The following is a 19,616-nucleotide window of genomic DNA, read 5'->3' on the forward strand; positions in this document are numbered from 1 at the left end:
TGCCTAGGCTAGCCCCTTGTCACACAAACTACCGAAGCCTCAATCATTTCCAAATTAGCTACCCCTTGCGCCATCATTCTCCAGGATTGATATTCGCGTAGAACTCAGCCCCATCATCGAGCCGCAGGATACCTACGCGGCCAAACTCCGACCCAGTGGCGGCGGCGCAGTCGATGTCGATGCGATCGGGCACGCCGGCGGTATCCTCGCCGCCCAGGCGCACGATCTGCCCGCGGCCCGACTCCTCATCGAGCCCCGCCAGGCCGCCGACCTCGCAATAACGCCCGAGCGACACCGTGGGCGTGTGGCCGCTCACCACGACCGGGCCCTTGCCCTCGACAGAAAGCAGCCCCGTCGGCGCATCCCAATAGCCATGGCGAATCCACAGCAGGTCATCGGACGACTGCACCGCAAGCATCTGCTGCAGCAACTCGGCATCGGCATCGACCGCTCCCCTGCCGTTGCCGCAATCGACACCGTGCTCAAGCAAAAACGCGCGAGCAGCCTCGGTCTGGATGCCGGCATGCACCAGCAAATACGGGCGCTCGGCAGTCTGGGCCACCGCATAGAGCGGCAGGGCGGCAGCCCAGCGGATCAGCTCCTCGTACGCCTCAAATTCCATGTCGTTGAGCTGCTGACGGGTAGTCCAACCGCCGTTGATATCCCAGGTCTCGGCATCGAGCGGATCCTGGCCAATGATGGCGTCGAGCATGATCTGCTCGTGATTGCCCTTGAGCACGCGAGCGTTGGGCAGCGAGCGCACAAGCTTAATAACGCCGACCGGATCGGGCCCGCGATCGATCATGTCGCCCAGCACATACAGCGTATCGTCGGACGCCAACGAAATCTTGGACAGGGCCTCGTCAAGCGCACGCACGTGCCCGTGAGCATCGGATGTCACATAGATCGCCATGGAACGCCTCTCTTTACATTGCGGCCGAAGCCCGGAGCCGCAACTAAAACTTCAAGTTGAACTTAAACGTTACCCATTGTACTCCGTTGCAATAAAGCTGGAAAGGGTTTCCGAGCAGAGGCAAAGACGGCAGCCGTCTATGACGATATCGCGCACGCCCGCAATCCAACCCCATAAACCCACCATCTTTGGGTACAAATACCGCAGACAATTGACCGTGCCACGCCAACCACCCAGGAGCGGACACCGTCCATGAACCAGATCCTTCTCTTTATCGGCCTCGTCATCATTTTGTGCCTGACCATCAAACCTGTCGGCAAAAAGCTCCCCTTCCCCACCCTGCTCATCTTTATCGCACTCGGCATGCTGCTGGGCGTCAACGGCCCGGCGCATATCGACTTTAGCGACTATGCGCTCACCGAAACCGTCTGCAGCACGGCGCTGCTGTTCATCATGTTCTACGGCGGCTTTAACACCAACATCGACCGTGCCAAACCCGTCGCCGTGCCCGCGGTGCTGCTGAGCACGCTCGGCGTGGTCATCACCGCCGGCATCACCGGCGTGTTTACGCACCTGGTTCTGGGCTTCGACTGGATCGGCGGCCTGCTGCTGGGCTCGGTTGTGGCGTCCACCGATGCGGCGAGCGTCTTTAGCGTGCTGCGCGAGCACAACCTGTCGTTGCGTGACGGCACCGACTCGCTGCTCGAGGTCGAATCGGGCTCAAACGACCCCGTCGCCTACATGCTCACCGCGGTGCTCGCCACACTCGCGGCCGGCGGCAATATCGACATCCCCATGCTGCTGGCCAAGCAGATTATCCTGGGCGTGGGGCTGGGCCTTGCCATCGGCTGGGCATCCAGCCGCCTGATTGAGCGCGCGCATGCAACAGCCGAGGGCGCGCAGACCATCTTTTTGTTTGCCGTGGCCATCGTGGCCTACGCACTGCCGAGTTACCTGGGTGGCAACGGCTTTTTGGCCGTGTACCTTGCCGGCATTGTGCTGGGGGCCAGCGACATCACCGGCAAGGTCGAGATGGCGCACTTCTTTGATACCCTCACCGAGATGGCCGAGATGACGATCTTCTTCTTGCTCGGCCTGCTCGTGACGCCCGCCCGCCTGCCGCAAATACTGCTGCCGGGCCTAGCACTCATGGCATTTATGCTCTTTGTGAGCCGCCCCATCGCCGTCAGCGTGCTCCTAGCGCCCTTTAAGACGAGCCCCCGTCAGGTCGCGCTCGTAAGCTGGGCGGGCCTGCGCGGAGCAGCTTCGGTCGTCTTTAGCCTCTTTGCCGTGGTGGCCGGCGTTCCCGGTGGCCACGACCTGTTTGACCTGGTCTTTGTGATTGCCGTGTCGAGCATTGTGGTACAGGGTTCGCTGCTGCCGGCGGTGGCGAAAAAGCTCAATATGATCGATGCGGCCGGCGATGTGCGCCGCACCTTTAACGATTACCGCGATGAGAACGGCATGTCGTTCGTCAAGCTCAAGGTAGGCGCGGGGCATCCGTTTGCCGGGCGCTCGCTCGCGGATATTGGCAGCGCGACGGACATGCTCGTGGTCCTGGTGCTGCGCGACGGGGCGCACCCGGTGCTGCCCAATGGCAATACCGTGATTGAGGAAGGCGACCTGCTGGTGATGGCCGCGCCGACGTTTGAAGAGCGTGCCGAGGTTACACTGCGCGAGGTCACCGTAACGCCCCACGGTCGGCTGGCCGGTCAGCGCCTGCGTGACGTGCCGCAGGGCAAGCACCCATTTATCGTGGTGATGCTCAAACGCGAAGGCCAAACGATCATCCCCGACGGCAACACCCATATATACGCCGGCGACAAAGCCGTCATCGCCACCCTGGCGTCGTAGTGACCAGGAGGTAGCTAATTCGCGACGAAAAGATCAAGCGCCTAGAGAACCCCATGCCTTCGCTCGCAGATTTGGATTTGCCTGAGAAGTAAAGCACCCCTCCCCCATGTAACCATCCTGTAAATCATAGCGGCGCAGTCGAGTTTTACCGTGATGCGGTCGTGCCTGGCGCTCCACTGTGCTAAAGTATCCCGAACGTTCAAACGACTACGAGGGGGAACTAGAAGATGGCACGTGTGCACAACTTCTCAGCTGGCCCGGCCGCACTGCCTACAAGCGTGCTCGCCGAGATCGCCGACGAGATGATGGACTACCGCGGTTGCGGCATGTCCGTGCTCGAGATGAGCCATCGATCTAGCATGTACCAGCAGATCATCGACGACGCCGAGGCAACCCTGCGCCGCCTGCTGAGCATCCCCGACAACTACCGTGTCCTGTTTTTGCAGGGCGGCGCCACGCTGCAGTTTGCGGGCATCCCCATGAACCTCATGCGCCGCGGCCGCGCCGGCTACGTCGTGACCGGCAACTTTGCCAACAAGGCATACAAAGAGGCCTCCAAGTACGGCGAGGCCGTGTTGCTCGCTAGCTCCGAGGACACCAATTTCGACCGCATACCCACCATGGCCAATATCAACGCGCGCATTGCCGCCGAGGCCGCGGGCGAAGGACTCGACTACGTCTACATCTGCCAGAACAACACCATCTTTGGCACCATGTTCCACGAGCTGCCCGATTGCGGCGACGTGCCGCTGGTCGCCGATGTCTCGAGCTGCTTTCTGTCGCAGCCGCTCGACGTCGAGCGCTACGGGCTCATCTACGCCGGCGCACAGAAAAACGCCGGCGCCGCGGGCGTGACCGTGGTCATCGTGCGCGACGACCTCATCGCCAAAGGCCCCGCTTTTGCGCAGACGCCGCAGTACCTGGACCTCAAGACCCAGGCCGCCAAGGGCTCCATGCTCAACACGCCCAACACCTTTGGCATCTACGTGTGCGGCAAGGTGTTCCATTGGGTTGAGCAAACCGGCGGACTCGCCGCCATGGCCGAGCGCAACTGGGCCAAGGCCAACCTGCTCTACGACCTGCTCGAGAACAGCAAACTATTCCACGGCACCGCGCAGACAGGCAGTCGCTCCATCGCCAACGTCACGTTCCGTACCGGCGATGCCGACCTCGACGCCGCCTTTGTTGCGGGCGCGGCAGAGCACCAGATCCAAAACGTCAAGGGCCATCGCCTCGTCGGCGGCATGCGCGCAAGCGTGTACAACGCTGTCACCATGGAGGACGTGCAGGCACTGACCTCGTACATGAAGGACTTCGAAGCGCAGCATAGTTTGAGCCCGCGATCTAACTAGCCCGCAACACGCGGGCCGACCAGCCACCTCAGGCCATCCTGTTTAGATCAAAACCTGCTAAGGAGTTTTTCCATGCGTAAGATTAAGACCATCGACGACATCACCAAAGACGGCAAAGTCGAGTTTGGCGAGGGCTACGAGTTTGTAAGCACCGCCGAGGAGGCCGACGCCATCCTGATGCGCTCGACCGACCTGCACGGCTACGAGCTGCCCGAGGGCATCCGCGCCATCGCCCGCTGCGGCGCCGGCGTCAACAACATCCCCGTCGAGGAGTACGCCAAAAAGGGCGTCGTCGTCTTTAACTCCCCCGGCGCCAACAGCAACGCCGTCAAGGAGCTCGTCCTGGGCATGCTGGTGCTTTCAAGCCGCGGCGTGGTGCAATCGATGAACTGGGTACGTGACAACGCCGACGACCCCGAGATTCAGGTCGATGCCGAAAAGGCCAAGAAGGCCTTTGTGGGCCGCGAGCTCAAGGGCAAGCGCATCGGCGTCATCGGCCTGGGCAACGTAGGCTCCAAGGTCGCCAACGCCTGCGTCGATCTGGGCATGGACGTTTACGGCTACGATCCGTTCATTTCCGTCGAGCACGCGTGGGTGCTGAGCCGCGAGGTGCAGCGCGTGGGCACGCTCGAGGACCTCTGCCGCGGCTGCGACTACCTGACGGTGCACGTGCCCAGCAAGGCCGACACCATCGGCATGATCAGCACCGAGCAGATCGACCTGCTGGCACCGGGCGCCGTCCTCATTAACTATGCGCGCGAGACCATCATTGACGAGGACGCCGTCGACGCCGCCCTGCGCGCGGGCAAGCTGAGCTGGTTTAGCTGCGACTTTGCCACGCCCAAGACGGTCAAGATGCCCAATACGTTTATTACCACGCACTCGGGCGCCGGCACCGGCGAGGCCGAGGCCAACTGCGCCGACATGGCCATCAGCGAGCTCAAGGATTACCTGGAAAACGGCAATATCGCGCACAGCGTCAACTACCCCGCCTGCAGTATGGGCAAGGCGCGCGCCGCAAGCCGCATCGCCTGCCTGCACGCCAACGTGCCCAACATGATCGGCCAGATCACGGCAATCCTCGCCAAGGACAACGCCAACGTGCAGCGCATGACCAACGAGTCCGCCGGCGAGAACGCCTACACCATGTTCGACACCGACGAGCACCTGGACAGCAGCACCATCGAGGCACTCAAGCAGATTCCGTCGATGTATCGCGTGCGCGTGATCAAATAGCGCCGGCGGCAAGCCTGCCAGGCAGGCCATGAAGCCCCATTCGGCCCCCGTTTTCGCGAAACGGGGGCCGATTTCGTTGCTCCGGACGACTTTAAAATGATACCCAGAACAAGTTTTTTCGGATAATCGACAGTAAGACCCAAATCACCAAGCACACCCGCTTTGATAAAAAGCTTTATCAGGGACTTTAGTAGGTAAAAATCAATCTCTATATACCACATTCAAGTTGACTGTCGATTTTCCGAAACAACTGTTTATGGATAGCATTTTTAAAGCCCTTCCAAGGCAAAATTGAAACCTTTTTGCGACCAAAACTCTAGCTCGCGCGAGCGTTTTCTGCCTGCGCGACTATATTCCCGCCCAATCGATAAAAATTTCCTCACGAAGCCGCCGTTCGAGCTCCTGCTGCCGCGGCGTCTTGTCTTTCAGCGGCACATCGAGATAGGACATGATGAGTTCCATCACTACGCGGAAGGCATCGGAGTCAACCAGCTGGCCATAGGTCATCAGAACGACGGGATATCCCATCGCTTGCAAGGCCGTCGTTCGATCGGAGTCCGAGATCTTGGATTCTATGGATCCATGAATGGCTTTACCTTGACATTCAACCAGGCACTCTCGGCTGCCGTCCTTATTTGCCAGCAGGATATCGGCATAGCGCCTATCAAGCCCCGAAATCAGACGGGCACTGCGCGTCATACGAATCTCAACGTTATTGGTAAGGCGCAGCCCTTCACCGCCGCGCAACCTCGAAAGACCAAACAGCATCGAAGCCTGGACCTCGAGCGGCGATGCCGCCACCCCCGTAACGCATTTTGCGGCACGTGTGAACGATTTAGCACCGCGAAGCCCCCGGATCTTATCGACGTACTCTGCAAGTTCAGAGAGCTCAATCAAGGGAGGTCGTTTCCACAAGTCCGTTGGATTCCCCGAGGCATCCTTTACGTTTTCCCAGCCCAGCCGGGCATCGCCCCACCGGTCCCCGTATGCCTGTTCAAGCGCCGACTTTACCTGAGACGCAATCTTGCACACGGCAAAGGTGCCGCACATCTCATACATGCACATGATCAGTCGCTCGTTTGAGACCGAGGAGGCCAGTGTCAGCAAGGTAAAGAGCGGGGACGCGATATCGAGACCAAACTCTGCCTGCCGCACGGAGCCAAACGGCCTCCCCCCGTTCCAAACATGCCTGACGATGCGATCGCCCTTACGTCCGCAGCTGCCCTGTGCCAACACATGTAACGGGGTGCCCAGGAAATGCGTGACGAGCGGATGCTCGCATAGGTGCTCCCTGCGCGGATCGTCCGCAGAATCGGGCAGGTCTGGCATTATTGCCAAGACCTGTGGAGGTATCCGGTGATACCGAAAGGCAGATATGTCGCACAGCATGTCGTCCATGAAGGGTACGTACCCACTACGTCGTTTGTGAGCCCGCTCGGACGGCAAACGCGATGGCTCCGCCTGCGAACGGTAAATACCGCCACGCGCGCCGCGGATCTCTCAGGAGGCTTATAATCAGTTTGGAAAGCAGACTAATTGTGAGGTTACATATGGTTGATGAGGACTTTGCCTGGCGGCTTGCGCAGGACCTTGTGAAGGTTGACAGCTCAGACCCGGGCGCATATGAGGACGAGATTGAGCGCTTCATTAAGAGGCTCATTGAGCAGCAGCTGGCACAACTTGATAGTTCTACGCTCGAGGCCGTGCAGATTGAGGAGCTCGAAGTGCTCCCCGGACGCCGCAACCTCATGGTCACCGCGCCCGGTTTGAGCGACGAGCCGCGGCTGGTCTATATCTGCCATATGGATACCCTTACGCTGGGCTATGGCTGGGACGCGGACATTCCGCCGCTCGGGGCAACCGTGCGCAACGACAAGCTCTATGGCCGCGGTGCCTGCGACATGAAGGGTGGCCTGGCCTGCGCCATTGCCGTGATTGTCCACGTACTCGAGCGCATAGCGACAAGCGGCGAGCTGCCCCGCCGTGGCTTCTCACTCATCTGCTCGGTAGACGAGGAGGACTTTATGCCGGCTCCGAGGCCGCCATCGGTTCCGGCTGGATCGGCTCGCACGAATGGGTGCTGGACACCGAGTCCACCGACGAGCAGATTCAGGTGGCGCACAAGGGGCGCACGTGATTCGAAATTGAGATGGCCGGCGGCACGGCGCATGCGAGTCAGCCTTGGAAGGGTGCAGACGCCGTCGCCGCCATGGCCGAGGTCGTGTGTTCGCTTCGCCATGCGTTCGCGGCGCTGCCCGTGCATGATGAGCTGGGGCCTTCGACCATTACGTTTGGACAAATCGAGGTCGGCTATCGCCCCTACGTCGTGCCCGACCACGCCAAGGTCTGGGTCGACATGCGCCTGACGCCGCCGACCGATACGGCCGCCGCAATCAATATGGTCAAGCAGGCCATTGTCGCTGCCGAGGCCGCGGTTCCCGGCTGCCATGGCAGCTACGCTGTGACGGGCGATCGCCCCGCCATCGAGCGCGACCCGAGCTCTCCCCTTCTAGCTGCACTCAAGCGCGCAACAGACGATACGACGAACGCGGACACGACCGTCGGCTTCTTTACCGGCTACACCGACACCGCCGTCATTGCCGGCAAGACGGGCAACCGCAATTGCATGAGCTACGGCCCCGGCTCATTGGCACTCGCGCACAAGCCCAACGAATATGTGCCCCACGCCGATATCGTTCGCTGCCAGAACGTGCTGATCGCGCTTGTCGATAACACGCTCTGGGACGCGAGCAACCAAGTTGGGGCATAATAAGCCGCGAACAAACCGACTCGCGCGTTAGGACCGCCCATGAAAGCACTTCCGTTTCCCTGCATCCGCCCAGCCCAGGATCGCGTGCTCGAAGCGCTGCCGCAGATGGGCGGCATCCTGAGTGGCAACGACGCCCTGCGCGACGCCATTGCCGACGGGCTCATGCTCAAAGATCCGGGCTCGGCATATTACGTGTACGAATGCTCCGGAGAGCCAGGGCGCGTGACGGGCGTTGTGGCGATTTGCCCGGTCAGCGTGCTGGCGGGCGACGACGCGGCCTGTGACGGCGACGCGGCCTCCGCAGATGTAGCAGCGGCCGCCCGTGCAATCACCGAGCTTAAGGTGCAGCCTCACCCTGTTACGCTCACCTACAAAGCCTCGCCCGTCATGGATATCATCCTCGGTGCCGCCAAAGAGGGTGCGTCACTCTATGCCGTCACCGACCCCGCCGGCATTACGCATCGCGTGTGGGAGGTCAAACGCAATGACGCCGTTGCCGCCATCCACGCTATGCTCGACCAGGCACCGGAGCCTGCCCCCGCAGACGATCCGGCCTATGTCGCCGCGCTGGCAGGGGCGGCACAGCTCTTGGCAGACGAGGCCCGCGCGGCCGGCACCTACACGGGCAAGGAGCCGTTCAACTTTGTCATTTCCGCGCTGTTCCCTGCCGCGCAGGTCGCAGGCGGCGCGCCGCAGGTTCCAACGGGTCTGCTCACTCACCAGATTGCACGATACTAGCAGGACTTAAACGCTTAGCGCAAAGACTCGGCAGTCCAACAAACGAAGGGCGGAGATGCAATGCCAGCGCATGCATCTCCGCCCCTTTTGCATCGAGCAAGTATGTCGGCGACCCGTATCGTCACGCCTGCGTTACCCGCGCTGTGGACCCGCTGCCGCCGTCAACGGCTCAAGACCCAGCTCACGCGCATAATCTTCCTGCGTAAAGACTTCAACCAGCTCAAATGTTTCGGTCGCATCGTCAAACGCAAAGTGCAGCACCGAACAGTTGCCCGGCACGCGCTCACGCTCGTCGGCCGCCGCTCCCCTCACATGATCCAAAAACTCCTTGATGGCCGAGGCGTGGCTCACCGCGAGCACGCACGAATGGTCCGGGCGTCGCATCAGATCGGTCAACGTCGCCACCATGCGCTCGCGCACCCGCATCTGCCCCTCGCCGCCAAACTGGCGATAGAAGTCACGCCACGGACGCTCGGGCATCAGCATCACGCGTTCGGCCTCAAAGTCGCCAAAGAACCACTCGCGCAGGCCATCCAGGCGCTCGTAGGCAAGGCCCGGCCACAGGCTGGCGATGGTCTGCTCCGTGCGATGCAGCGTCGAGGTGTAGGCATGATCGGGCTCAATGCCGCGCGCTCGCAAGAACATGCCGGCGCGCGCCGCCTGGTCGCAGCCCAACTGCGTAAGCGGCGAATCGCTCCACCCCTGAATGATGCGCTTAAGGTTAAATATTGTCTGTCCATGACGGACCAGATACAAGTCTTTATTCATAGGGGGTCCTTCCGTTCGTTACCAATCAAGGAGCGAAAACGCCCCGTCGCAATAGCCAAAATGGAGCACGGCACCGTTGTCGGGCTGCTCTCCCCCGCCAGTCACATACTTAAGAAACTCCTGGCAGGCTGAGCCGTGGGAGACTGCTAACACGCAGTTGTGCTGCGGTCGGGCCATAATGCGGGACAGCGCCGCGACCATACGCGCCCGAAGCTCGCCTTCCGACTCGCCACCAAAGGCCACCGGATAATCGCCCCAGGGCTGCGGCGGCATATCGCGATTTGATGTGCCCTCCAGCGTGCCCAGGCGCCACTCGCGCAAATCATCGACCGGCTCTATGGGAAGATCCTCGCCAACGATCAGCTCGGCCGTGTGGCGCGCCCGACCCAACGGAGACGAATACGCGTGGTCAAAGGAGATGCCGCGCGCCTCAAACGCCGCGCGCGTCGCCAGTGCCTGCTCGCGCCCGCGCTCCGTGAGCGGCGAGTCTTGCCAGCCCTGCAAAATGTTCCGCACGTTAAGCTCGGTCTGCCCATGCCGAACCAAATACAGATCGGACACACGCCCTCCTCTCGCACCACCACAAAGGGGACAGGCACCTTTGCGGTGGCTTGCCGCCGAATCGCGCCGCAACGACGCAACTACACCAGCACGTCGGCAAGCGGACGCTTGGGCACGTGATGCACCTGCGCCTCGTCGCGCCAGTAATTAATAGAACCGTCGGGGTTGGAATCGATCGCGTCGATAACCTGGGTCTCGGCCGGCACGCCAAAAGCCATGATCAGCTTGAGCTCATACTTGTCGCCGTCGAGCCCCATCGCATCGATCGCGCGGGGCGTAAAGGCCTTGAACATGCAAGCCGCCACCTCAGGCGTTGCGCTGCGCGCGGCGAGCATCATCGTCTGAGCCGCGATGCCCGTGTCGACCTCGGTGATAGGCGCGGCGGGTTTGCCGGGAACGGTGCGCTCGGCAAGAACTGCAATGTAGCCGGTCGGGCGCTCGCCCTCGGCAGGACCCGGCCAGTCCTTGAGCGCCCCGGCCCATGCGAGCTCGTCAAACACGCGAGCGCAGTCCTCGGCACCGCTCACCACATGAAAACGCAAGCGCTGAGCATTGGCGCCACAGGGAGCCAGGTGCGCCAGCTCTGCCAGCTCGAGCAAAAACTCGCGCGGCACGCGCATGGACTCGTCAAAACGGCGGCATGTGCGGGCGCGACGGATCAGCGCATCAAACGCATCCAGGCCAAGCTTTTCGCAACCCTGCTTTGCCATCGACTCGGCGCTCAACGGCACCACGGGAACTGCTTCGTTCATAGGGACCCCCAAAAAGCCAATTGTTCTTAGGAAAATCTAACCTAAAACGCAGGCAATAACGAACAGAGCTGCAATGTTCTACACCTGTTGAATAGAAAATCGCAACGTGGGGAACAACGGAAACAAATCGGGGCCTTTGGGTTGCGTTTCGCCCTCCCCGGCCCATACGCCAGCGCCTTTAGGCGATACTGGTTGTAACGATCGCGGCTTACGCCGCACGGAAAGGAGGCCTCATGGGCATCTTTAAGAATGACGACCAACAATCGAGTCTGTTTGGATTTGACGAGAAGAGCATGGCAGGCAAGGCGATTAAAGCCGTGCGCTGGATCTACGCCGCCACGGGTGTCATCGCGCTCATCGCCGGCATCGCGCTGCTGTTTGCACCCGCTAAGACCCTCGTCTTTTTGACGACCGTACTGGGCTTCTACTTTGTAATCACGGCTGGCGTCAGGCTGTTCACCGCCATTTTTGAGCCGCTGCTGCCCGCCGGCTGGCGCGTCACGAGCATCCTCGCCAACCTGCTCATCATCTTGGGCGGCGTGGTGATCCTGCGCAACCAGGCGCTTTCGACCGCGACGCTCAGCACGCTTGTGGTGGTCGTGGCCGGCTTTGGCTGGATTGTCGAGGGCATCATGTCGATTCTGGAGTCCGAGCTTTCTTCCAACCGCGCCCTCGCCATCCTGAGCGGCGCGCTCTCCATCATCGCCGGCGTGTTCGTGTTCATCTATCCGCTGTGGTCGGCAAAGATGCTCGTCATCTTTACCGGCGCTGCGCTCCTGGTGTTTGGCGTAACGCTGGTTATTCGCGCTATCCGCTTTGGCAAGCTGGTGCACTAGATGCCGCGAACGCTGTTTATTGATGCCGACGCCTGCCCGGTCACGCGTGAGTCGATCGACTGCGCGCGACGGGCGGGCGTCGCCGTGGTTGTTGCCGGCAACAGCACGCAAAACCTGGAGCGGCACATTCGCCGTGACGACCCACGCGATGCCGAGCACGCGCGACGTGGCTTTTGGGTCACAACGCTCGACGTGAGCGTAGGCGCCGATAGCGCCGACTTTGCCATTGTCGAACGCCTGCAGACTGGCGACGTAGTCGTGACGCAGGACATAGGGCTGGCGAGCATGGTGCTCGGACGAGATGCCGCCGCCATCGGCGTGCGCGGGCGCGTCTACGACAAAGCGACCATCGATATGCAGCTGTTTATTCGTCACGAAGAAAAGAAGGTGCGCCGCGCTGGCGGTCGCACCCGCGGGCCGGCAGCCTTCACCAGCGAAGATCGCGCCCGCTTTAAGCGCAACCTCACCGAGCTGCTACGCTGACCAAGGTAGAATTTTGGGCTTAGAGACCAAAGGCGGAGAGAACGAGTCCCCAGCCGGCACCGATAACGTACATCATGATCAGGAACAGGACGTTTTCGCGGGCGCTGCGATTGGTGCGGAACAGCACCAGGTAGCCCACGCCGGCAGAGATGAGCGTGCCGGCGAGCATCGGGGCCAGCTGCAGCGCGCCTTCCAGGTACAGTTGCGTGATGACCACACTCGCAGAACAGTTGGGGATCAGGCCGACAAGCGCCGAACCCAGGACGGCGAGCGTCTCGTTGCCGCGCAGGAACTGCTCGATTGCGGACTCGCCGAAGGTCTCGAGCACGGCGACCAGAATCAGCGTCACCAGGAAAATGAATACCGATACCTGCACGGTATGCGAGATGGCGCTGCGGATAATCGACACGGCGGGCGCACCTTCGTGTGAGTGGGAGCGACCGTGGCCATCATGATGTTCATGCTCGCCCTCATGACCGTGATCGTGGCCATGTCCGTGTTCGTGCTCGTCCTCGTCTTCATCACAGCCGCAATGGTCGCGCTCGCACAACTCGTGGATGTGGTCGGCGCTCACGCCCGCCTCGGCCACCTCGTCGATGATGTCACCGCCAGTGTGGTCATCGTGCGCGCAGTTCACGTGGGCCGGGTTGGCCGCGGTTCCCAGCACGGTACGGCGAATCGCCGCATGCGCGCGAGCGTTACGACGCAGGCCGCGAATGGCGGCATCCACGATAAAGCCCGTGACCAGCGCGATCAGCGCCTTCGAAGCCAAAAGCATCGCCATGGTCTGCACGGGAACTTGCTCGGCTAGCAACAGCGGCAGCATCTCGTCTGAGGTCGAGAGGAACACCGCAACCAGCGTGCCCAGCGTCACGACGCGACCGGCGTACAGCGTGGCCGCCATGGCCGAAAAGCCGCACTGCGGCACCATGCCCAACAACGAGCCAACCACGGGGCCCGCAGCGCCAGCGCGCTTGATGGCGCCGTTAACGCGGTCGCCCGCAACATGCTCGAGCGTCTCGAGCGCAAGGTACGTCACCAACAAAAACGGCACCAGCGAGAGCGTGTCTTTGCCGGCATCGAGCAGAATATCTATCAGTAAATCCATGACGGATGGAACCTTTCGTGTCTTTCGGCAGCATTGTAAAAGTCCTAGCGGTCAACTAGGGTATTGTAGTAGTCCCGGGCGCGGTGCCAATAGTTGCCCATGGTAAACTATCATCTCGCCACAACTCAGTAACCCCGAGCCGCGCGACGCGGCCCGTCCAAGGAGCAGCCTATGAACGTTTCGCAAGCACTCGAATACGAGCGCCAGCCGTTTATTCCCATGTTTATCTATGGCGATCACGGCGCCATGGAGTCCGAGCGCCAGAAGGGCGAGGAGGCCCTTAAGGCGCTCGAAACCGAGTACTTTACCGCCGAGGGCGACCCCGGTTTCGACTTTGCCACCGTGCGCGACCTGGCCGACCGCAACCGCGACCTGTGCGATCAGATCGGCGAGGCGCGCCTGCGCAACGTGACGCCCGCGACGCTTTCGCGCGGCCTGTCCGATGCCGACACCTGCGCCGCCATCGGCAAGATGCAAAAGCGCACCGCCGCGTCCGTTATGCGCGAGATCCGCGGCGACCGCGACGCGCTCGGCGTGGCCTACGCCCGTAAGCCCATCCAGGGCACCGTGCTCGGTATCGACATCGAGACCACCGGCCGTGCACCCGAACGCGGTTATATCATCAACGTCGGCTGGGAGATCATGGAACTCACTAGCGACGCCGTCCCGCATGACGCCGAGGCGCACTACTGTGGCCTGCCCGACATCTACCGCGGCGAAGATGTGCCGCTGTCGAATATCCACCACATCACCTGGGACGACATCGACGGCAAAAAGCCGTTCCGCGAGAACAAGGAACTGCAGAAGCAGCTGCTCAAGCTTATGAAGAAGTACCCGTACATGGCGCATAACGCCGCGTTCGAGGACAGCTGGTTCAAAATTCACCTGGACGGTTACGCCGAGGCGCGCCGTGCCGGCAAGATTATCGTCATCGATTCGCGCCAGATCTGCCGCAGCCTGGATGCCGACGTCCGCTCGCTCCCCCGCGAGTCCGCCCCCGCCGCGCTCGAGAACTGGGCGCGCCGCCGCGGAACCCTCGCCGCCGATGCCAACGAGCAGCATCTGGGTCTGGACGACACCGACCTCATGCTCCGCACCGTCCAAGCCGAGTTCAACCTCAAGAACCTATTCGCGAAATAACCGATCCATCTGCGGGAGCGCCTGCCAGGCACAGCGCAATCCGTCTGGGCGCACCGGCACGCAATAAACTAGGGCGCAGCCTTATGGCTGCACCCTAGTTTTCATCAAAACAAGCAAATACGCGTGCTTCACACAGTCGACAGGTTGGCCCACCTACATTTTTCGAGTTGTTCGGCCAGCTGAACCACTAGTCAAGGCCCCTTGAACCGCAATCGAGTGCTGTAGTCGCCTTAATTTCGCAACCAAGCCCCATTAATCTACCTAAATCAATTCAAATAGGACATTGCAATCGCACCATTCCTATAGGAAAAGGCCGAATAACTCAAATTATGTTGGTGAGGCATCTGGGCGGTCGGCAAAAACGCTTAGAAGCTACGAACCCGCAACTAAAGTTCACCAAAAAAGGCGCAGCTGGCAGAAACCTCCCCGGCCGAAGCTGCCCCCCCCTCAACACGACAGCTCAAAAACCCACCGTTCGCAGAAGATAAGCCGCACCCCAATACCATTGCCCGAAGTTTCGGGCGTATGTGGCGTCCGCTATGCCATCATGCGCGTATGGGAATCGTTCTGTCACATACCACGGCACGCGCTGTATACCAAACAGCCAACTCGCTCGCAAGCTACGCGACCGATCCCATACCTATGGAAAAGATCAGGGCGTCTGCGCCGACCACATCCGACCTGGAAGCGGCACGAGCATGGCTCAACAGAAAGAATGTCGATTCTGAAAGCATCCATGTGCTGACGTTTTCCAATAATGCCAAAAGGCACCGCAAGGGCTGCATCTGCCACTGCACGCGCTATACGTTTAATGCAGAAAGCTACCTAGAACTCGAGCCGAACGTCTACATCGTCGATATCAAGCTGTGCGCGTTAGAAGCAACAGCCGACCTCAACCTTTCGGAGCTCGTTGAGTATTACTTTGAAATCTGCGGCTCCTACGCGCTTGAAACGTCCAACGAAACTCAATATCGTGAGCGCCCGGCCCTAACCAGCGTTGAAGAGCTCAGAGCCTTCTTTTCAAAGGCGTCGGGGTATCGTGGATCTAATAAAGCCCTTAAGGCACTTTCTTATGTACGCGAAGGCTGTCGCTCCCCACTCGAAACGGCGTTTGTCATGATGCTGACGATGCCCAAGTCAATGGGTGGCTTAGCCATACGCGCTATCAAAACGGATTATCCGATCCTAGTCCCCAAAAGATACGCCGCCCTAACGCGACGGATGGTTTTCTACCTCGACGCGCTGCTCGAGAATTCGATGACCGATATCGAATACAACGGCTTTTACCACGACGAGCCCGAGCAGCAATCAATTGACGAGGAACGCCGCAACACGCTGCGAAACATGGGATATGCCGTTATCACAGTTAGTCGTCATTCGTTTTTCAAGCAGTCCGCTTTTAGACGGGTCATGGAAGCGATTCGCATTCGCGAGAAGATCTGGCCTGGTCGACTCCCGGATAGCTTCGCCATCCTGCAAGAAACTCTTCGTCGATTTGTCTTGCGGCGCTACTTCGAATACGGTCGCCGCGTCCTGGAGGCTCTCAAAGAAGAAGAGTCCGCCAAGCGCGAAATTGCAAGCCAATATCCGCAAGCTGATGACCCGAGCATCAACGATGTGCCCGAACCCGACGACATGCAACACGTCGGGGCCCTTGCTGAAGAAATCAATGGGCCTTGGGAATGCGACATGTCCGCAAAAATCGATGAAAACCGCACGGAAGACGACACGATTATTAATCTGATTGAGAATTCACTCTTCTAAAGTCGATCTCTGCGGATGTCCACCTACATTTTTCGACTTATTCGGCCGCCGATGTGCCGGATTTGCCGCAGCAATGCTCAATATAACTTTAGATAAAACTGATTCTGCAGGAACTCCCGTAGAGAAAGAACTGATTCTCACGATATTTAACAAGATTAAGTACAAATATGAACAGTTCTAATGCTTCTCGAGGCGGCTATCTTAGCATGCTGGCCGAACATCTCAAAATATGTTGGCGAGCATTGCGTCGATGCATCCCAACCCACAGAAAATCGCAGAGGCGGCAAGCAGCCATCGAAATTATCGCAAATTGTATTGACATGTGAACATGCGCTCATATAATCGGAAGTAAGTTATATGAGCGCATGTTCATATGAAAGGATATTGCAATGAGCATCCGCGTTGATGAAACGAAACCCGACATCGAGGCCACCGAACCCGCAATCCCCACCACCTGCTCGCCCGAGGACCTTCCCGACGAGGAACTTCTCTACGACCTCGCCGACCTGTTCAAGGTCTTCAGCGACACCACGCGCATCAAGATTCTCTACGCTCTCATGGGCCGCGAACTCTGCGTGGCAGACATCGCCGAAGCAACCGCGACGTCGCAGTCCGCGGTGTCGCACCAGCTGCGCACCCTCAAGCAGTCGCACTTGGTCAAATTCCGGCGCGACGGCCGAAACATCCTCTACTCGCTCGCCGACGACCATGTCTACACCATGCTCAATCAGGGCATGAGCCACATCTGCGAATAGCGACCAACCACGGCACCAACGCGGCCAGCATCCAAGCCGCAAAAGCAGGGAAAGGAACCCGCCATGAAAAAGCAGTTCAAGCTCGACGAGATCGACTGCGCCAACTGCGCACGCGAGCTTCAGGACGAACTCGCCAAGCTCGAGGGCGTCAAGTCCGTATCGGTCAACTTTATGACCCAGAAGCTGACGCTCGAGGCCGACGACGCTGAGTTCGACGAGGTGCTCGACCGTGTCGTGGAGTTCACCGCCGACGCCGAGCCTGACTGCGAGATCATTCTCTAGTCCGCGTATACGCTGATTGGCAAGGCCGCGGTCGACGCGGCCTTTGCCCGCGATGTTATATGAGCGAGTGTTCATACATTCAAATGGGAGGTTTGAATCATGGCAACCGCCGACTCCAAGAAGAAAAAGAAGAAACGTAAGAAGAAAGAGTCGCTTGAACACAAGCGCAATCGCATCTTGATAGCACTGGGTATTTTTGTCGTTGTCTATGCCCTCGACGAGCTCGGCGCCCTCACGGCCACATTTGGCGAACCCGCCGACGTCTATGCCAGCTTCGTGCTGTTCCTCGTGCCGTTTTTGATCGCCGGCCATGACGTGCTGCAAAAGGCATTCAACAACATCCGCCGCGGCAAGGCGTTTGACGAGAGCTTTCTCATGGCCGTCGCGACCATCGGCGCGTTTGCCATGGTGCTCTTCCCCGACACCGATCCGCACATGGCTGAAGGCGCCGCCGTCATGCTGTTCTACCAGGTTGGCGAACTGTTCCAGGCCTACGCCGTGGGCAAGAGCCGCAAGTCGATCAGCGCCATGATGGACATCGCCCCCGACTACGCCAACGTTGAGCAGGCTAACGGCATGCTCGAGCAGGTCTTTCCCGACGACATCACCGTCGGCACCGTTATCGTCGTCAAGCCCGGCGAGCGCGTGCCCATCGATGGCGTCATCGTCGAAGGCGAGACGCAGCTCGACACCGCCGCCCTCACCGGCGAGTCGGTCCCCCGCCCGGCCAAGACCGGCGACGACATCATCAGTGGCTGCATCAACATGACGGGCCTCATCCGCGTGCGCACCACCAAGCCATTTGGCGAGTCCACCGTCGCGCGTGTCCTGAAACTCGTGGAAAACGCCAGCGAAAAGAAGGCGCGCACCGAGAACTTCATCACGCGCTTCGCCCGCGTCTACACGCCCGCCGTCACCGGCGCGGCCGCGGTGCTCGCGCTCGGCGGCGGCTTGATCACCGGCGCCTGGTCCGACTGGATCCTGCGCGGCCTGACCTTCTTGGTCGTCAGCTGCCCGTGCGCGCTCGTGATCAGCGTCCCGCTGAGCTTCTTTGGCGGCATCGGCGGTGCCTCCAAGCTGGGCGTCCTCATCAAGGGCTCCAACTACCTCGAAACGCTCGCCGATGTGGACACCGTCGTCTTTGACAAGACCGGCACGCTCACCAACGGCACGTTTTCGGTCGTGGCGGTACACCCCGAAGCCGGCTATACCGAGCAATCGCTGCTCGAAGTCGCAGCCCTTGCTGAGTCGTTCTCCGATCACCCCATCGCGCAGTCCGTACGTGTCGCCTACCAGGGCGAGGTCGACCCCAAGCGCGTAAGCGACTCCACCAACGACGCGGGCCATGGCGTGACGGCAACCATCGACGGCAAGCACGTCGTCGTTGGCAACGCAAAGATGCTCGCCGCGGCCGGAGTCGAAGCGCCCGATTGCGAGGTCGTCGGCACGATTCTGCATGTGCTCGTTGACGGCGTGTACGCCGGCCACATCGTGATTGCAGACACCGTCAAGGCCGATGCCGAGCAGACGATCAGCGACCTGCACGCCGCCGGCGTCAAGCGCACCGTCATGCTCACGGGCGACCGCGAGGAAGTGGCTGCTGCGGTGGCCAAGCAGCTCTGCCTCGACGAGTTCCACGCGCAGCTGCTGCCGGGCGACAAGGTCGAGCGCGTTGAAGCGCTGATCGCGGCCGAAAGCGGCAAGGGCAAGCTCGCCTTTGTCGGCGACGGTATCAACGACGCGCCTGTGCTTACGCGAGCCGACGTCGGAATAGCCATGGGCGCCATGGGCTCCGACGCTGCGATCGAGGCGGCGGATGTCGTGCTGATGGATGACAAGCCGTCCAACATCGCCCGCGCGATCCGCGTGGCTCGCAAGACCATGTCGATTGTTTGGCAGAACATCATCTTTGCGCTGGGTATTAAGCTGCTGATCCTTGTGCTCGCGGCGCTCGGCATCGCCAACATGTGGCTCGCTGTCTTTGGCGACGTGGGCGTGGCGATCATCGCTATCCTGAACACCATGCGCGCGATGGGTGTCAAGAACCTGTAGCGTTCGTGGGCTGTCCGGCCGGGACCGGGCTTGGTTTTGAAAACGTCCTCGCGCATGAGGCCCGTCTTTCCTGCTCCTACGGAGCAACGGAAAGACGGGCCTCGCGCTGCGGAGTGTTTTCAAAACCAAGCCCGGTCCCGGCCTGCATTGACACAGCTGGCGGTTCTTGGGCATCGCTTGCTGGCGAGGTTCCTTGTCTGAGTTGAATTTGGTTGGCGGGACCTTTCGTCCCGGCCGCTGTCCCGCCCCCTC

At 60.5% G+C, this 19,616-nt stretch carries 18 protein-coding genes and 1 pseudogene; 13 read left to right on the forward strand and 6 right to left on the reverse strand.

Going from position 1 to position 19,616, the window contains the following annotated elements; all coding sequences use genetic code 11:
- Positions 1–73: 73 nt before the first annotated feature.
- Positions 74–913 carry a metallophosphoesterase gene (locus DW732_RS09365; protein ID WP_117735593.1) on the reverse strand — a complete coding sequence of 280 codons (840 nt, stop codon included), beginning with the start codon at positions 911–913 and terminating at the stop codon, positions 74–76.
- 252 nt (positions 914–1,165) lie between these two features.
- Between DW732_RS09365 and DW732_RS09370 the strand changes: the two genes are divergently transcribed.
- From DW732_RS09370 to DW732_RS09380, 3 genes are all read left to right on the forward strand, one after another.
- On the forward strand, positions 1,166–2,767 hold the full coding sequence (locus DW732_RS09370) for a potassium/proton antiporter (RefSeq protein WP_118099394.1): 1,602 nt from the start codon (positions 1,166–1,168) through the stop codon (positions 2,765–2,767).
- A 227-nt stretch (positions 2,768–2,994) separates the two neighbouring features.
- Positions 2,995–4,119, forward strand: coding sequence for a 3-phosphoserine/phosphohydroxythreonine transaminase (gene serC / locus DW732_RS09375; protein WP_118099395.1), 1,125 nt, complete (start codon positions 2,995–2,997; stop codon positions 4,117–4,119).
- Positions 4,120–4,191: 72 nt separating this feature from the next.
- Positions 4,192–5,355 (forward strand): phosphoglycerate dehydrogenase, encoded by a 1,164-nt coding sequence (locus DW732_RS09380; protein ID WP_118099396.1) that lies wholly within the window; start codon positions 4,192–4,194, stop codon positions 5,353–5,355.
- A gap of 348 nt (positions 5,356–5,703) precedes the next feature.
- Here the strand turns inward: DW732_RS09380 and DW732_RS09385 are convergent, their stop codons facing one another.
- On the reverse strand, positions 5,704–6,753 hold the full coding sequence (locus DW732_RS09385) for a hypothetical protein (RefSeq protein ID WP_118099397.1): 1,050 nt from the start codon (positions 6,751–6,753) through the stop codon (positions 5,704–5,706).
- 404 nt (positions 6,754–7,157) lie between these two features.
- Between DW732_RS09385 and DW732_RS10220 the strand changes: the two are divergent.
- The 3 genes and pseudogenes from DW732_RS10220 to DW732_RS09395 all read left to right on the forward strand — a co-directional run.
- Positions 7,158–7,313: pseudogene (locus DW732_RS10220) on the forward strand (M20/M25/M40 family metallo-hydrolase); the annotation flags it as partial.
- Between the two features lie 191 nt (positions 7,314–7,504).
- Positions 7,505–8,125 (forward strand): M20/M25/M40 family metallo-hydrolase, encoded by a 621-nt coding sequence (locus DW732_RS10010; protein WP_233539431.1) that lies wholly within the window; start codon positions 7,505–7,507, stop codon positions 8,123–8,125.
- Positions 8,126–8,164: 39 nt separating this feature from the next.
- Positions 8,165–8,863, forward strand: coding sequence for a DUF1015 family protein (locus tag DW732_RS09395; RefSeq protein WP_117735577.1), 699 nt, complete (start codon positions 8,165–8,167; stop codon positions 8,861–8,863).
- Positions 8,864–8,995: 132 nt separating this feature from the next.
- On the opposite strand, the gene DW732_RS09400 is transcribed toward DW732_RS09395, so the two are convergent.
- The 3 genes from DW732_RS09400 to DW732_RS09410 all read right to left on the reverse strand — a co-directional run bounded on the left by DW732_RS09400 (position 8,996) and on the right by DW732_RS09410 (position 10,944).
- Positions 8,996–9,631 carry a histidine phosphatase family protein gene (locus DW732_RS09400; RefSeq protein WP_117735576.1) on the reverse strand — a complete coding sequence of 212 codons (636 nt, stop codon included), beginning with the start codon at positions 9,629–9,631 and terminating at the stop codon, positions 8,996–8,998.
- A gap of 18 nt (positions 9,632–9,649) precedes the next feature.
- Positions 9,650–10,192: a histidine phosphatase family protein gene (locus DW732_RS09405; RefSeq protein WP_118099398.1), complete on the reverse strand. Its 543-nt coding sequence runs from the start codon at positions 10,190–10,192 to the stop codon at positions 9,650–9,652.
- Between the two features lie 80 nt (positions 10,193–10,272).
- Positions 10,273–10,944 carry a nitroreductase family protein gene (locus DW732_RS09410; protein ID WP_117735574.1) on the reverse strand — a complete coding sequence of 224 codons (672 nt, stop codon included), beginning with the start codon at positions 10,942–10,944 and terminating at the stop codon, positions 10,273–10,275.
- A 233-nt stretch (positions 10,945–11,177) separates the two neighbouring features.
- Between DW732_RS09410 and DW732_RS09415 the strand changes: the two genes are divergently transcribed.
- A complete protein-coding gene (locus tag DW732_RS09415) occupies positions 11,178–11,780 on the forward strand; it encodes an HdeD family acid-resistance protein (protein WP_118099399.1) in 603 nt (200 codons plus the stop codon).
- Complete coding sequence (locus tag DW732_RS09420) at positions 11,781–12,263, forward strand: DUF188 domain-containing protein (protein ID WP_118099400.1); 483 nt, start codon at positions 11,781–11,783, stop codon at positions 12,261–12,263.
- Between the two features lie 19 nt (positions 12,264–12,282).
- On the opposite strand, the gene DW732_RS09425 is transcribed toward DW732_RS09420, so the two are convergent.
- Positions 12,283–13,371 (reverse strand): putative manganese transporter, encoded by a 1,089-nt coding sequence (locus tag DW732_RS09425; RefSeq protein ID WP_117794531.1) that lies wholly within the window; start codon positions 13,369–13,371, stop codon positions 12,283–12,285.
- A gap of 171 nt (positions 13,372–13,542) precedes the next feature.
- On the opposite strand from DW732_RS09425, the gene DW732_RS09430 reads away from it, so the two are divergent.
- From DW732_RS09430 to DW732_RS09450, 5 genes are all read left to right on the forward strand, one after another.
- The gene (locus DW732_RS09430) at positions 13,543–14,511 is read left to right on the forward strand and encodes a 3'-5' exonuclease (RefSeq protein ID WP_117583776.1); all 969 of its coding nucleotides are present in this window, start codon (positions 13,543–13,545) and stop codon (positions 14,509–14,511) included.
- A gap of 642 nt (positions 14,512–15,153) precedes the next feature.
- Positions 15,154–16,275: a hypothetical protein gene (locus DW732_RS09435; RefSeq protein ID WP_118099401.1), complete on the forward strand. Its 1,122-nt coding sequence runs from the start codon at positions 15,154–15,156 to the stop codon at positions 16,273–16,275.
- 389 nt (positions 16,276–16,664) lie between these two features.
- Positions 16,665–17,030 (forward strand): helix-turn-helix transcriptional regulator, encoded by a 366-nt coding sequence (locus tag DW732_RS09440; RefSeq protein WP_117639712.1) that lies wholly within the window; start codon positions 16,665–16,667, stop codon positions 17,028–17,030.
- 63 nt (positions 17,031–17,093) lie between these two features.
- Positions 17,094–17,312 carry a cation transporter gene (locus DW732_RS09445; protein ID WP_117583778.1) on the forward strand — a complete coding sequence of 73 codons (219 nt, stop codon included), beginning with the start codon at positions 17,094–17,096 and terminating at the stop codon, positions 17,310–17,312.
- A 99-nt stretch (positions 17,313–17,411) separates the two neighbouring features.
- Positions 17,412–19,364 (forward strand): heavy metal translocating P-type ATPase, encoded by a 1,953-nt coding sequence (locus DW732_RS09450; RefSeq protein ID WP_199569789.1) that lies wholly within the window; start codon positions 17,412–17,414, stop codon positions 19,362–19,364.
- Positions 19,365–19,616: the final 252 nt, after the last annotated feature.

The organism is Collinsella sp. AM28-11LB (assembly GCF_003469895.1).
Classification (GTDB): Bacteria; Actinomycetota; Coriobacteriia; order Coriobacteriales; family Coriobacteriaceae; genus Collinsella.

What these genes read in the sequence shown, in the direction of transcription:
- DW732_RS09420 (WP_118099400.1), top strand. Translation starts at nt 11,781, where the DNA reads ATGCCGCGAACGCTGTTTATTGATGCCGACGCCTGCCCGGTCACGCGT.
- DW732_RS09410 (WP_117735574.1), bottom strand. Translation starts at nt 10,944, where the DNA reads ATGAACGAAGCAGTTCCCGTGGTGCCGTTGAGCGCCGAGTCGATGGCA.
- DW732_RS09440 (WP_117639712.1), top strand. Translation starts at nt 16,665, where the DNA reads ATGAGCATCCGCGTTGATGAAACGAAACCCGACATCGAGGCCACCGAA.
- serC (WP_118099395.1), top strand. Translation starts at nt 2,995, where the DNA reads ATGGCACGTGTGCACAACTTCTCAGCTGGCCCGGCCGCACTGCCTACA.
- DW732_RS09430 (WP_117583776.1), top strand. Translation starts at nt 13,543, where the DNA reads ATGAACGTTTCGCAAGCACTCGAATACGAGCGCCAGCCGTTTATTCCC.
- DW732_RS09435 (WP_118099401.1), top strand. Translation starts at nt 15,154, where the DNA reads ATGGAAAAGATCAGGGCGTCTGCGCCGACCACATCCGACCTGGAAGCG.
- DW732_RS09395 (WP_117735577.1), top strand. Translation starts at nt 8,165, where the DNA reads ATGAAAGCACTTCCGTTTCCCTGCATCCGCCCAGCCCAGGATCGCGTG.
- DW732_RS09380 (WP_118099396.1), top strand. Translation starts at nt 4,192, where the DNA reads ATGCGTAAGATTAAGACCATCGACGACATCACCAAAGACGGCAAAGTC.
- DW732_RS09365 (WP_117735593.1), bottom strand. Translation starts at nt 913, where the DNA reads ATGGCGATCTATGTGACATCCGATGCTCACGGGCACGTGCGTGCGCTT.
- DW732_RS09425 (WP_117794531.1), bottom strand. Translation starts at nt 13,371, where the DNA reads ATGGATTTACTGATAGATATTCTGCTCGATGCCGGCAAAGACACGCTC.
- DW732_RS10010 (WP_233539431.1), top strand. Translation starts at nt 7,505, where the DNA reads ATGGCCGGCGGCACGGCGCATGCGAGTCAGCCTTGGAAGGGTGCAGAC.
- DW732_RS09385 (WP_118099397.1), bottom strand. Translation starts at nt 6,753, where the DNA reads ATGGACGACATGCTGTGCGACATATCTGCCTTTCGGTATCACCGGATA.
- DW732_RS09370 (WP_118099394.1), top strand. Translation starts at nt 1,166, where the DNA reads ATGAACCAGATCCTTCTCTTTATCGGCCTCGTCATCATTTTGTGCCTG.
- DW732_RS09450 (WP_199569789.1), top strand. Translation starts at nt 17,412, where the DNA reads ATGGCAACCGCCGACTCCAAGAAGAAAAAGAAGAAACGTAAGAAGAAA.
- DW732_RS09400 (WP_117735576.1), bottom strand. Translation starts at nt 9,631, where the DNA reads ATGAATAAAGACTTGTATCTGGTCCGTCATGGACAGACAATATTTAAC.
- DW732_RS09445 (WP_117583778.1), top strand. Translation starts at nt 17,094, where the DNA reads ATGAAAAAGCAGTTCAAGCTCGACGAGATCGACTGCGCCAACTGCGCA.
- DW732_RS09415 (WP_118099399.1), top strand. Translation starts at nt 11,178, where the DNA reads ATGGGCATCTTTAAGAATGACGACCAACAATCGAGTCTGTTTGGATTT.